Source organism: Actinoallomurus sp. NPDC050550 (genome assembly GCF_040655075.1).
Taxonomy (GTDB): Bacteria; Actinomycetota; Actinomycetes; order Streptosporangiales; family Streptosporangiaceae; genus Actinoallomurus.
Genome location: NZ_JBFAJC010000034.1, coordinates 53817 through 65548, shown reverse-complemented (window position 1 = coordinate 65548; position 11732 = coordinate 53817). Strand labels below are relative to the sequence as shown.

General features: G+C 70.1%; 14 protein-coding genes. 10 read left to right on the top strand and 4 right to left on the bottom strand.

Annotated elements, in window-relative coordinates; all coding sequences use genetic code 11:
• Window positions 1–45: 45 nt before the first annotated feature.
• Window positions 46–1437, top strand: a complete 1392-nt coding sequence (locus AB0I04_RS35800) for an NAD-dependent malic enzyme (RefSeq protein WP_360894876.1) — start codon at window positions 46–48, stop codon at window positions 1435–1437.
• A gap of 121 nt (window positions 1438–1558) precedes the next feature.
• Here the strand turns inward: AB0I04_RS35800 and AB0I04_RS35795 are convergent, their stop codons facing one another.
• A complete protein-coding gene (locus AB0I04_RS35795; RefSeq protein WP_360894873.1) occupies window positions 1559–1996 on the bottom strand; it encodes a hypothetical protein in 438 nt (145 codons plus the stop codon).
• Between AB0I04_RS35795 and AB0I04_RS35790 the strand changes: the two genes are divergently transcribed.
• From AB0I04_RS35790 to AB0I04_RS35770, 5 genes are all read left to right on the top strand, one after another.
• Complete coding sequence (locus tag AB0I04_RS35790) at window positions 1965–2384, top strand: hypothetical protein (RefSeq protein WP_360894870.1); 420 nt, start codon at window positions 1965–1967, stop codon at window positions 2382–2384. The genes AB0I04_RS35795 and AB0I04_RS35790 overlap by 32 nt on opposite strands.
• Complete coding sequence (locus AB0I04_RS35785) at window positions 2348–2923, top strand: YqgE/AlgH family protein (RefSeq protein ID WP_360894867.1); 576 nt, start codon at window positions 2348–2350, stop codon at window positions 2921–2923. The genes AB0I04_RS35790 and AB0I04_RS35785 overlap by 37 nt, the downstream gene beginning before the upstream one ends.
• Before the next feature lie 4 nt (window positions 2924–2927).
• Window positions 2928–3173: a DUF3039 domain-containing protein gene (locus tag AB0I04_RS35780; RefSeq protein ID WP_360894864.1), complete on the top strand. Its 246-nt coding sequence runs from the start codon at window positions 2928–2930 to the stop codon at window positions 3171–3173.
• Window positions 3174–3253: 80 nt separating this feature from the next.
• Window positions 3254–4261: a zinc metalloprotease gene (locus tag AB0I04_RS35775; protein WP_360894861.1), complete on the top strand. Its 1008-nt coding sequence runs from the start codon at window positions 3254–3256 to the stop codon at window positions 4259–4261.
• Between the two features lie 99 nt (window positions 4262–4360).
• Window positions 4361–6127, top strand: coding sequence for a DEAD/DEAH box helicase (locus AB0I04_RS35770; RefSeq protein ID WP_360894858.1), 1767 nt, complete (start codon window positions 4361–4363; stop codon window positions 6125–6127).
• A 113-nt stretch (window positions 6128–6240) separates the two neighbouring features.
• Here AB0I04_RS35770 and AB0I04_RS35765 read toward each other — a convergent pair whose 3' ends face one another.
• Window positions 6241–6741, bottom strand: a complete 501-nt coding sequence (locus AB0I04_RS35765; RefSeq protein WP_360894855.1) for a gluconokinase — start codon at window positions 6739–6741, stop codon at window positions 6241–6243.
• A 74-nt stretch (window positions 6742–6815) separates the two neighbouring features.
• Window positions 6816–7376, bottom strand: coding sequence for a nicotinamidase (locus tag AB0I04_RS35760; protein WP_360894852.1), 561 nt, complete (start codon window positions 7374–7376; stop codon window positions 6816–6818).
• 189 nt (window positions 7377–7565) lie between these two features.
• On the opposite strand from AB0I04_RS35760, the gene AB0I04_RS35755 reads away from it, so the two are divergent.
• From AB0I04_RS35755 to AB0I04_RS35740, 4 genes are all read left to right on the top strand, one after another.
• Entirely contained in the window at window positions 7566–8123 is a 558-nt protein-coding gene (locus tag AB0I04_RS35755) for an RNA polymerase sigma factor (protein WP_360894850.1), read from the top strand.
• Complete coding sequence (locus AB0I04_RS35750; RefSeq protein ID WP_360894848.1) at window positions 8116–9156, top strand: CU044_5270 family protein; 1041 nt, start codon at window positions 8116–8118, stop codon at window positions 9154–9156. The genes AB0I04_RS35755 and AB0I04_RS35750 overlap by 8 nt, the downstream gene beginning before the upstream one ends.
• A gap of 389 nt (window positions 9157–9545) precedes the next feature.
• Window positions 9546–9881 carry a hypothetical protein gene (locus AB0I04_RS35745; protein ID WP_360894845.1) on the top strand — a complete coding sequence of 112 codons (336 nt, stop codon included), beginning with the start codon at window positions 9546–9548 and terminating at the stop codon, window positions 9879–9881.
• A gap of 39 nt (window positions 9882–9920) precedes the next feature.
• Window positions 9921–10571: a methyltransferase domain-containing protein gene (locus AB0I04_RS35740; RefSeq protein WP_360894842.1), complete on the top strand. Its 651-nt coding sequence runs from the start codon at window positions 9921–9923 to the stop codon at window positions 10569–10571.
• 191 nt (window positions 10572–10762) lie between these two features.
• Here the strand turns inward: AB0I04_RS35740 and AB0I04_RS35735 are convergent, their stop codons facing one another.
• On the bottom strand, window positions 10763–11665 hold the full coding sequence (locus tag AB0I04_RS35735; protein ID WP_360894839.1) for a helix-turn-helix transcriptional regulator: 903 nt from the start codon (window positions 11663–11665) through the stop codon (window positions 10763–10765).
• Window positions 11666–11732 lie beyond the last annotated feature (67 nt).

Genomic DNA, 11732 nt, shown 5'->3' with positions numbered 1-11732 from the left:
ACACCATTGGCGTGCGGAGTCTCGCCTCACAAAGGAGCAGTTGACGTGGCCACCGTGCCGAGCGTGTCATATTCGATCACCGTCCGCCTCGAGGTCCCCGCGGGGGGCAAGGCCGTGAGCCAGCTCACCGGAGCGGTGGAGGGCGCCGGCGGCATCGTCACGGCGCTCGACCTGACCCCGGCCGCCCACGACCGGCTCCGCATCGACGTCACCTGCGCCACCCGCGACACCGAGCACGCCCAGGAGATCGTCGACGCCCTCGAGCAGCTCGACGGCGTCACGATCCACAAGGTGAGCGACCGCACCTTCCTCATGCACCTCGGCGGGAAGATCGAGATGCAGTCGAAGGTGCCGCTGCGCAACCGTGACGAGCTGTCGATGGCCTACACCCCTGGCGTCGCGCGGGTGTCGCTGGCCATCGCCCGCAACCCGGAGGACGTCCGTCGGCTGACCGTCAAGCGCAACAGCGTCGCGGTGATCACCGACGGGTCCGCGGTGCTCGGCCTCGGCAACATCGGGCCGGAGGCGGCGCTGCCGGTCATGGAGGGCAAGGCGGCGCTGTTCAAGCGGTTCGCCGGCATCGACGCCTGGCCGATCTGCCTCGACACCCAGGACACCGACGAGATCGTCCGTACCGTCCAGATCCTCGCTCCGGCGTTCGGTGGCATCAACCTCGAGGACATCTCCGCGCCGCGCTGCTTCGAGGTCGAGCGGCGGCTCCGCGACCTGCTGGACATCCCCGTCTTCCACGACGACCAGCACGGCACCGCGATCGTCGTGCTGTCCGCGCTGACCAACGCCCTGCGCGTCGTCGGCAAGGACCTCGCCGACGTGCGCATCGCCATGGCCGGCGCCGGCGCGGCCGGCAACGCCGTCCTCAGGCTGCTCCTGCACGCCGGCGCCAAGCACGTCGTGGTCTGCGACATGTACGGCGCGGTGCACTCCGGCCGCGACGACCTCGACGACTCCCTGCGCTGGGTCGCCGAGAACACCAACCCCGAGGGCTACGACGGCGACCTACGCGGAGCGGTCCGCGGCGCCGACGTCTTCATCGGCGTGTCCGCCCCCGGCATCCTCAACGGCGACGACATCGCCACGATGAACGACGGCGCCGTGGTCTTCGCGCTGGCCAACCCCGACCCGGAGGTCGACCCGGCCGCCGCGCGCGAGCACGCCGCCGTGGTCGCCACCGGCCGCAGCGACTACCCCAACCAGATCAACAACGTGCTCGCCTTCCCCGGCGTCTTCCGCGGGCTGCTGGACGCGCAGAGCCGTACGGTCACGCTGGAGATGCTGCACGCGGCCGCCCAGGCGCTGGCCGACGTGGTCACCGACGGGGAACTCGGCCCGAACTACATCGTGCCGAGCGTCTTCCACCCGGACGTCGCCCACGCCGTCGCCGCCGCCGTCCAGAAGGCCGCCACCGCGGCGCGTTAGATGGCGCTCGCTCCGCGAGCGCGGTGAGCGGGCGCCCAACGCGCCGTCTTCCCTCGTCACTCCGGTCGCTTCGCTCCCGGCGCTCCTCAGTCCAGATGACGCGCGCCCGCTCACGCGGTGGTCAGTGGGTGTCGTCGAACATCTTGCCGCGGCGGCGTGGCCACTGGCGGCCGTACCAGAAGATGATGATGCCGGTGAGCATGGCGGCGATGCCGGTCGCGACCCGGGCGACGATCATCCCGCTGTCGGGGCCGGTGTGGGGCAGGGTCTGATCCGAGGTCTTGTGGACGCAGTTCGCGTGCCGGTCGACGCTGTCGACCGGCAGGTTGCGCCAGGTCACGGCGACGGTCGTCGTGTGGTCCTCTTTGACGTTGACGCTCGACCTGCGGGTCGCCCCCGCCGGGATGCGATCCGCCACGGAGATCGATCCGTCGGTCAGGATGGCGTAGTCCTGGGCCTGCGCGCTGCTGTTGACGACCGACACCAGGACCGTACGGCCGGGGCACCGGACCTTGCCGATCTGCACCTTGAGCGGCGCCGACGTGCTGACGGTCGGCATCGGCTCCGTGGTCGAGTGCCGGGTGGACGTGTGCGAGGGGGAGGCCTTGTGCTTCGGCCGGGAGCTCTTGGTCGGACGCGGCGTCGTGCTGGCGGAGACGCTGACGCTGGGCGATGGGGTGCCGGCCGCATGCGATGACGACGACGAGTTCGCGACCATCGGGAAGACGATCAGCGCCCCGACGATGAAGAACACGGCCGCTATCGCGACCCTGGACAGCGGCATCGCATCCTCCGGGGGGGTGATGATCTACGCCGGTATTCTGCCGATTACCCACGCTCCTCGCGCGCGTAACCGACCGACCCGACCGTCCTGTGTTCCCTCCGCCCTCGAGCAAAGCATGATGAAGGCATGGACGACGGCATTTCCACCGGCCGGCTGCTCGTAGCGACGCCGCAGCTGGTCGACCCGAACTTCCGGCGCAGCGTGGTGCTGATCGTGGAGCACGAGCAGGAGGGCGGCACGCTCGGTGTCGTGCTCAACCGGCCGACCGAGGTGCCGGTCGATCAGGTCCTGCCGCCCTGGTCGGAGCTGGTCACCGGGCCTTCGGTGGTGTTCCAGGGCGGGCCGGTGGCGCTCGACAGCGCGCTCGCCCTGGCGCACGTGCCGGGCACCGACGAGCCGCTCGGCTGGAGGGCGCTGAACGGCAGCCCGGCGGTGGCCAGAGTCGGCCTCGTCGATTTGGACGTGCCGCCGGAGATCCTCGCGCCGGAGGTCATCCGGTTCCGGGTCTTCGCCGGATACGCCGGCTGGGGGACCGGCCAGCTTCGGTCAGAGATCGAGGAGGGTGCCTGGTACGTCCTTCCGGCGGAGTCCGGAGACGTCTTCGCCGAGGACCCGGACGGGCTGTGGCCCGCCGTTCTGCGCCGCCAAGGCGGCGAACTCGCCTTCGTGGCGACGTTTCCCGAGGATCCGTCACTAAACTGAGCTCGTGAGTACGAAGATCCTTCCTGAGAGTGACACCAGGCCTGATCTCTCCCACGGCGATGGTGATCACGAGCGGTTCGCGCACTACGTGCAGAAGGACAAGATCATGGAGAGTGCCGTCAGTGGCACTCCCGTGATCGCGCTCTGCGGCAAGGTCTGGGTGCCCAACCGCGATCCGAAGAAATACCCGGTGTGTCCGGAGTGCAAGGAGATCTACGAATCGATGGCCGCCGGCGACGGCCAGGAGTGATCGTCAAATCGGCGTGAAGGACCCGCGCGTCGGGCGTCGCCCGACGGCGTGACGGCTAGCCTCTCCGTCTCGGGGGGATCATGTTGAGACGGAGAGGTCTGAGCGGGCTCTTCGGCGTCGTCCTGGCGTCGTGCGCAGCGGTGCCCGGGAGCACCGGCGGCCGGCCGGCGTACGGTACGGCGCCCTCGTGCGCCCGCCGTACGACGGTGGCCCGGTCGGAGCGGCCCGCGGACGGCGACACGCTGACCCCGGACCAGATCGGGGCGATGCTGCGCGACTTCGCCGCCAGGCTCCGCGCGCGGTACGGCAGCACCGACGAGCACGCGCTGGCGGCCGCTCACCGGATTCCGCCGCGGATCGTGGTGCCACTGTGGTTTCACGTGCTCACCGACGGCCAGAACGGCCGGCTGTCCCGCGCCGCCGTGGAGCAGCAGGTGGCCGTCCTCAACGCCGCATACGGCGGGCGGCTGGCGGGTGCGGCGCGGTCCACCGCCAGGAGGGTTCAGGCCGCCGACACGGGGGTGTCCTTCCGGCTCGACGGAGCGGACGAGACGACCAACGTCCAGTGGTTCCAGCGGCCGCACGACTACCGAATACCGATCGAGGCGGCGCTCGCGCGGGGCGGGCCCGGCACGCTGAACCTCTACACCGCCGCGGTCGGCTTCGACATGCTCGGGTTCTCGACGTTCCCGCAGTGGGCCCGGGGCCGCCCAGGCCTCGGCGGCGTCGTGGTCGACTACCGGAGCCTTCCCGGCGGGACCTTCCCGCACTTCAACCGCGGGCTCACCGCGGCCCATGAGATCGGTCACTGGCTCGGACTGTTCCACACGTTCGAGAACGGCTGCCAGCCGCCGGGCGACGGCGTCGACGACACGCCGTACGAGGCGCTGCCCACCATCGGCTGCCCGGTGTCCAAGAAGACCTGCCCGGGGCCCGGCACCGACCCGGTGCACAACATCATGGACTACGCCTTCGACAGCTGCATGTGGGAGTTCACACCCGGCCAGGGCCGACGGATCCGCGCGATGCTGGCCTTGTACCGGATCGGCGTTCCCGCCTCGTCGGCCCGCCAGGCGACGTACCGGTGACGGCGCGGTGCGACAGGGGTAACGAGGGTTCCAAGCGTCTCGGACATCACTCGACGCGGGGCCCGTCCTGTCAGTGGGGCGCGGTAGCCTCTTTTCACCGTGAGCACGTTCGCCGCATCAGACACCCCACCCGCGCTGCCCGACCGGGCACCCTGGGGCACCGCGACAGCGCTGCGTGCCTGGCAGCAGGGCGCCCTGGAGGAATACTTCCGCACCGGTCCGCGCGACTTCCTCGCCGTCGCCACGCCCGGCGCCGGTAAGACGACGTTCGCGCTGCGCCTCGCGGTCGAGCTTCTGCACCGCAAGGCCATCGCCCGCATCACCGTCGTCTGCCCGACCGAGCACCTGAAACGGCAGTGGGCCGATTCGGCGGCCCGCGTCGGCATCAAGCTCGATCCGGAGTTCAAGAACTCCCAGGGTCGTACGGCCAAGGACTTCCAGGGCGTCGCGGTGACGTACGCCCAGGTCGCCGCCCATCCCGCGCTGCACCGCAACCGCACCGAGACGCAGAAGACCCTCGTCATCCTCGACGAGGTCCACCACGCGGGCGACGGCCGCTCGTGGGGCGACGCGATCCGGGAGGCGTTCGAGCCGGCCGCCCGGCGGCTGTCGCTCAGCGGCACGCCGTTCCGCACCGACATCAACCCGATCCCCTTCGTGCTGTACGAGGAGGGCCCGGACGGCGTCCGCCGCAGCCGCGCCGACTACACCTACGGCTACGGCCCGGCGCTCGCCGACGGGGTCGTCCGCCCGGTGATCTTCCTGGCGTACGCCGGCGACATGCGCTGGCGCACGCGCGCCGGAGACGAGATCACCGCCAGCCTGAGCGACCCGCTCACCCAGGACCAGACCGCCCAGGCGTGGCGCGCCGCGCTCGACCCGAAGGGCGACTGGATCAAGCAGGTGATCGCCGCCGCCGACCGGCGGCTCACCGAGGTGCGCCGAGGGGTCCCCGACGCCGGCGGCCTGATCATCGCGTCTGACCACGAGACCGCGCGGGCGTACGCCAAGATGATCCGCGAGATCACCAACACCAAGGCGACCGTCGTCCTGTCCGACGACCCGACGGCGAGCAAGAAGATCAAGCAGTTCGCCGGGTCGGAGGACCGCTGGATGGTCGCGGTGCGGATGGTGTCCGAGGGCGTCGACATCCCGCGCCTCTGCGTAGGCGTCTACGCCACCTCGACCTCGACGCCGCTGTTCTTCGCCCAGGCGATCGGTCGTTTCGTCCGAAACCGTAAGCGCGGCGAGACGGCGTCGGTGTTCCTGCCGTCCGTGCCCACGCTGATGGGGCACGCGGCCGAGATGGAGACCGAGCGCGACCATGTCCTCGACCGGCCGGTCCGCGAGGACGGCCTCGACGACGACCTGATCGCCGAGGCCAACCGGCAGCGCGACAACCCCGACGTCGGCGAGGAGTTGCCGTTCGAGACGGTCGAGGCGTCGGCGACGTTCGACCGGGTGGTGTTCGACGGCGGCGAGTTCGGCATGACCGCCGCGCCCGGATCGCCCGAGGAGGAGGACTTCCTCGGCATCCCCGGCCTGCTGGACCCGGACCAGGTCGCCAAGCTGCTGAAGCAGCGGCAGGCCGAGCAGCTCGCCGCCCAGCGGAAGACCAAGGGCGAGGGGCCGACGGCCGAGGATCACACCGCCGCCGAGGACCTCCACGCGCTCCGCAAGGAGCTCAACAACCTCGTCGGCGCCTGGCACCACCGCACCGGCCAGCCGCACGGGGTGATCCACGCCGAGCTCCGCAAGGTCTGCGGCGGGCCGCCCAGTGCGCAGGCCAGCAGCGAGGACGTCCGCAAGCGCATCGCCAAGATCCGGGAGTGGGCCGCCCGCCCGACACCACGCGTCCGCGACTGACCCGCACCACCGGGTCCGCACCCTGCGCCGCCCGCGGCCTCGTGGGTGCGGTCACCGCGGGCGGCAGCCTCGGCCGACCGGGCGAGGCCGAGGCGGCGCGGGCGGGCCGGGGCTCAACGGGCGAGGCCGAGCCGTTCGTGGATCTCCTCGACGATCTTCTCGATCGGCTGGTCGATCGAGACGGTCAGCGCGTCCTCGTCCGCCTGGGGTGGTTCGAGGTCGGCGAACTGGGTGTCCAGCAGCTGCTTGGGGAAGAAGTGCCCGTGCCGCGCGGCGAGGCGCGCGGAGATCAGCTCCTTGCTGCCGTCCAGGTAGACGAGGTGGAGATCCGGGCGGTCCTCGCGTAGCAGCTCCCGATACTTGCGCTTCAGCGCCGAGCAGGTCACCACGGCGGGGTCGGTCTGCTCCTGCATCCACGCGCCGATGGCCCGCAGCCACGGCCAGCGGTCCTCGTCCGTCAAGGGGATGCCGTTGTGCATCTTCTCGACGTTCGCGGGCGGGTGGAAGTCGTCGGCCTCGGCGTACTTCCAGCCGAGCCGGCCGGCCAGCATCGCGCCGATCGTCGTCTTCCCGCTGCCGGAGACGCCCATGACGAGGACTATCGGGTTCTGCATACCTCGCAACGTACCGACAGATCAGGACACGCGCGCGTACGGGCCCCGAGGAGCGGTCAGCCCCGGACGATCGGCTACCCGGACAGCTGGACGCCCGCGGCGCCCATCTCCTCCAGCGCCCGCTCTGTGGTCTGCTCCGCCACGCCGGCCGTCATGCCCAGCAGCACCCGGGTGGTGAACCCGGACCGTACGGCGTCGACGGCGGTGGCGCGCACACAGTGGTCGGTGGCGATGCCGACGATGTCCACCGAGTCGACCTCGTGCTTGCGCAGCCACTCGGCCAGCGGCGTGCCGTCGTCGGCGGCGCCCTGGAACCCGCTGTAGGCGGCCTCGCGCTCGCCCTTGCTGAACACCGTCTCGATCGGCGCCAGCTCGAGGTTCGGGTGGAAGTCGGCCCCCGGAGTCCCGATCACGCAGTGCGCCGGCCAGGTACTCGCGAAATCCGGCTCGTCGGAGAAGTGGTCGCCCGGTTCCAGATGGAAGTCCCGGGTCGCCACGACATGGTCGTACGCCCGGCGGTTGTCCTGTACGTACGTGGAGATCGCCGTGGCCACGGCGGCCCCACCGTTCACGGGCAGTGACCCGCCCTCGCAGAAGTCGTTCTGCACATCAATGATGATCAACGCTGTGCTCACGGCAGCCTCCCCGCCAGATCTCCAACGACAGGAAGCTACCCCGCCAGGGCCGGAAACATCAGCGAGCGATCTCCGAGATTTCGAACAGGACTCCGGCGTGAAAGGCGTGGAAGACGATCTCCGCGTCCGGCGAAGCATGGGTGACGTTGATCCCCTCACCTGGAGGCACCGTATGACGGAGGCAGCGAAATGACCGCCGACGTGGGCGAGCAAGAGAGCGACGCCGACCTCGCCGACGGGTTCCGCCGGGATCCGGACCGGTTCACCGCCGTCCACGATCGGTTCTTCCGCGACATCTACCGGTACGCGGCCGGGCGGCTGGACGCGCAGACGGCGGAGGACATCGCCGCGGAGACGTTCTGCGTGGCGTTCCGTGATCGTCACCGGTTCGATCCACGGCGCGGCGAGCTGCGTCCCTGGCTGTTCGGCATCGCCACCAACCTCGTGGCCCGGCACCGGCGCAAGGAGGCACGGCACTACAAGGCCCTCTCCAGGTCGGGGGCCGAGCCGGCGGCCGACAGCCACGAGAACCGCGTCGTCGCGTCGGTGACCGCCGCCCGCATGCAGCCGCAACTGGTCAGGGCCCTGTCCCGGCTGTCGCAGGGCGAGCGCGACGTCGTCCTGCTCGTCGCCCTGAGCGAGCTCAGCTACGACGAGGTGGCCCAGGCGCTCGGGATCTCCACCGGAACGGTCGGCTCCCGGCTCAACCGCGCCCGCAAGAAGCTCAAGGAGGCAATCAATGGATGAACTGACGATGCTCGCGACGGCGCTCAAGACCCCGGAGCCGTCCCGGGAGGCCGCCGACCGCAGCCGACACCGGCTGCAGAACACGATGCGCGGCGGCCCGGCCCGCAAGCGCAGGATCGCCTGGCTGGCCGGCGGTCTGGGCCTCACCGCCGCGACGGCCGCGACGGCGATCCTGGTCACCTCGACCGGGACGGCACCCACCGCCACGCCCAACAGCCCGCCATCGACGGCCCCGCTGTCCGCGCGACAGGTCCTCCTCACCGCCGCCACCAGCGCTGAGAAGGCGCCGGCGGCGATTGGCACCTACTGGTACCTCCGGCTGGAGGAGAAGGATGGCGCGAACGGCAAGCCGGGCGTCTCGGAGGAGTGGACCCGCCGCGACGGCCAGGTGTGGCGCAGGGACGACAAGACCGAGGGCGAGGTGTACCACGAGGGCATCCTCCGGGGCTGGCCGAAGGACCGGCCGTTCGACCTGGGCACTGACTATGTGAGCTTCCAGCAGATCCAGAAGCTGCCGACCGACCCGGACCGGTTGAAGGCGTGGCTGGCGGACTCTGCGGAGCACAGCGGCAGGATGACCGGCGCGGGCCCCCTCACCGGCGAGCGGCAGAAACTGCAGGTGTTCGAATCGCTGCTCACGTTGATCAGCACGCTTCCGGCCCCGCCGAAGGTCCGCGCCGCCGCCTTCCGCGCCCTTGCGTCGTACCCGCACGTCAAGGTGACCGGCCGGCGGAACGGCGGCCTGGTGGTTCAGTTCACGCCGCCCGAAGTGCCAGAGCCGGCCCGGCCGTCCCCCTCGACCGCCGCGGAACGGAAGCAGGAGGCTCAGTGGGCGAAGGACCGGGCCCTGCAGGCCAAGGCCCAGGCGGCGAAGGGCGAGACCCACGACGATCCGCCCACGATGGTCGTCGATCCGGTGACGGCCGAGGTCCGTGAGACGAACTTCCTCGCCCTCGGCAGCGGAGAGGAGACGTTCCCCGACGGCGGTGGCGCGCGGATCACCACCGCTTGGACCAACGACCTGCCCAAGTAACGCAATCGGCTCTCCCGTTGAGTGTGGGAAGTCCACCGAGGTCGCCGCGATGGGCGGGACTCCTCTGGTTCCGCTCCGGTCCGGCCGCTCGCCGCGCGAAGAGGATCCCGGCGAGCCACGAAGAAGGTGTTGAGAGCCGGATCCCCTCTCGCGGCCTGAATCCGGAACTCGCAAGGTTCGGCGGACAGTACAGGTTCGTACCGGGCGTCGCGGCCCGGCGCCGATGCAAGAAGGCACGGCACGACAAAGGAGACCGACTTCGTGACCTCTCGTGTTCCCTTGCTTTCCTCGCCTCCCGTGCCTGTCCGCCGAACCGGCGGCGGGACGGGCCGCGCCTGCCGGCGGTCGTACTGATCGGGGCCGGACTGGCACTGATCCCGTGGCTGTTCGTGCTCGCGTTCGGGCTCCCGGCCACAGCGGTCGCCGCGCACTGGTCGACCGCATGGGCGGGGTTCGACGGCCTGGAGGCACTCGGCCTGATCACCACGGGCGTGTTTCTCCAGCGACGTGACCCTCGCGGCTGCCTGGTGGCGGCGGCGACCGCTCCGCTGCCGGTCGTGGACGCCTGGTTCGACGTGGTCACGGCCACACCGGGCGGCGACCGGGCCACGGCTGCGGCGATGGCCGTCTTCCCCGAACTGCCCCTGGCGATCACATGCGCCGTCCTGGCCATCAGGACGTACCCACGCCTCGATCCCGCGCCGACCCTTCCCCGGAGCGCCTGACGCTTCGGGTTCCCACCCCTACGACTCACTGGAGCAGACATGACCGTACTGACCGCTCGCCGTACCCGCTGGGGACTGGCCGCCGCCGGCGGCGCCGCGGCGGCAGCGTGGTGGTTCGGCGACAGGGCGCCCTATCCGTACGCCCAGCGGGGCCTGCTCGACATCCCGCTGCCGTACCTGACCTGCGCCGGTCTCGACGAGGTGCTCCGCCCGCGCCCCGGCGAACGGGTCCTCGAGATCGGCCCCGGCACCGGCCTGCAGTCACTGCACGTGGCGCCGCAGCTCCGCCCGGCGGGGCGGCTGGACGTCGTCGACATCCAGCCGGAGATGCTCGACCACGTGACCCGCCGCGCCGAGGAGCGCGGCATGACGAACATCGCCGCGACCGAGTCCGACGCCCGGACGCTGCCGTTCGGCGAGGAGACCTTCGACGCGGTCTACCTCGTCACCGCGCTGGGCGAGATCCCGGAGCCGGAGCGGGTCCTTCAGGAGGCCGCTCGGGTGCTCGCGCCGACGGGACGGCTCGTGGTGGGGGAGTTCTTCGACCGCCACTGGATCCCGTTCGGCCGGCTCCACCGCCTCGCCGACGCAACAGGCCTCCACCTGGAGACACGGCGCGGCCCGACCCTGGCGTACCTGGCCCGCTTCCAGCCCTGCCGCCGTTCGCACCCGGTCCCCGTCCCGGCCTGACGAACCCATCAGCGGTGCGTGGCCTCCCAGATGATCCCTGGCAGTCGCTGCTGCCTATGCGCAGTAGTCGCCAGGGATCAGGTCCTCGCTAATCCCAGTGTGTCGGATCACTGCGATTTCAACGCAGTTGGTCTCCTCGGCACTGTGAACGGACTTGCGCCATGCCACGCCAGAGACATCCATGCCGTCCCTCAGCTTTCGTACTCGTTGGCTACGGAGGCGATGAACTCAGCTGAACGAATGGGATCAAACGCGACGTCTTGGAGCAAGTCTGCGGCCTTGATGAATGCTGTGACATCCCCGGGTTGGTCGAGGAACAAGGAAGAACGTTTGTGTTCAAGATGCACGATCGCTGGTGCCTTCGGGAAGGTCAGAAGCACGAAGGACCCTGCGAGCCCTGGGTGCGCGCCTTGATCATAGGGAACGACCATGACCTCGACGTTGGGTCGTTCGGTGATCGTTAGTACATGGCGGAGCTGTGCCGCCATGGTCGTTCGGCCACCGATCGGGCGACGTAGGACCGCCTCGTCCAGGATCGCACGGTATTGAGGCGGCTTCGGGCGGCTAAGTGCTGCCTGTCGACCGAGCCGGGTGGCAACTCTCGTCTCAGCCTGCATCGGCGGGATGCCCGCTGCGTTGATCACTGCGCGGGCATAATCGGCGGTCTGCAACAGTCCAGGGAGTACGACGAGGGCCACGTCGGTGATCTGCGCGGCCTGGGACTCGAAGCCGATCAAAGCGGTGAGTTGACTGGGGAGACCCGGGTGTCGGGTCTCCCACCATCCAGGCTGGTCAGCCTCGCGGGCCAGTGTCAGGAGTCGGTCGCGTTCCTCGCCGGTCACGCCGTACAGCGCGAGTAGTGCGGCAACGTCCTCACTGCTGACGTTGCGCTGACCGGTCTCCGTGCGGCTGACCGTGCTTGCCGACCAGCCGAGCCTCCTGGCGACCTCGCGGGTTGTTAAGTGGCTCTTCTCCCGCAACTCCCGAAGCTCGGTACCGAGACCTCGAGCCCGTACGGTCGCTGGCCGTTTCGGCATCGTCTGCCTCCTCCGCTGATCCTTCTCGTCGACCTTAGAGGTGCTGGTGCCGCGCACTCAGGCGATTGTCGCTGAAAGTGTTGCGATCATAACTCTGTGCTGTCACTGTTTCAGCAACACGAGA

What these genes read in the sequence shown, in the direction of transcription:
- AB0I04_RS35755 (WP_360894850.1), top strand. Translation starts at nt 7,566, where the DNA reads ATGACCGCCGACGTGGGCGAGCAAGAGAGCGACGCCGACCTCGCCGAC.
- AB0I04_RS35785 (WP_360894867.1), top strand. Translation starts at nt 2,348, where the DNA reads ATGGACGACGGCATTTCCACCGGCCGGCTGCTCGTAGCGACGCCGCAG.
- AB0I04_RS35765 (WP_360894855.1), bottom strand. Translation starts at nt 6,741, where the DNA reads ATGCAGAACCCGATAGTCCTCGTCATGGGCGTCTCCGGCAGCGGGAAG.
- AB0I04_RS35750 (WP_360894848.1), top strand. Translation starts at nt 8,116, where the DNA reads ATGGATGAACTGACGATGCTCGCGACGGCGCTCAAGACCCCGGAGCCG.
- AB0I04_RS35740 (WP_360894842.1), top strand. Translation starts at nt 9,921, where the DNA reads ATGACCGTACTGACCGCTCGCCGTACCCGCTGGGGACTGGCCGCCGCC.
- AB0I04_RS35775 (WP_360894861.1), top strand. Translation starts at nt 3,254, where the DNA reads ATGTTGAGACGGAGAGGTCTGAGCGGGCTCTTCGGCGTCGTCCTGGCG.
- AB0I04_RS35795 (WP_360894873.1), bottom strand. Translation starts at nt 1,996, where the DNA reads ATGCCGACCGTCAGCACGTCGGCGCCGCTCAAGGTGCAGATCGGCAAG.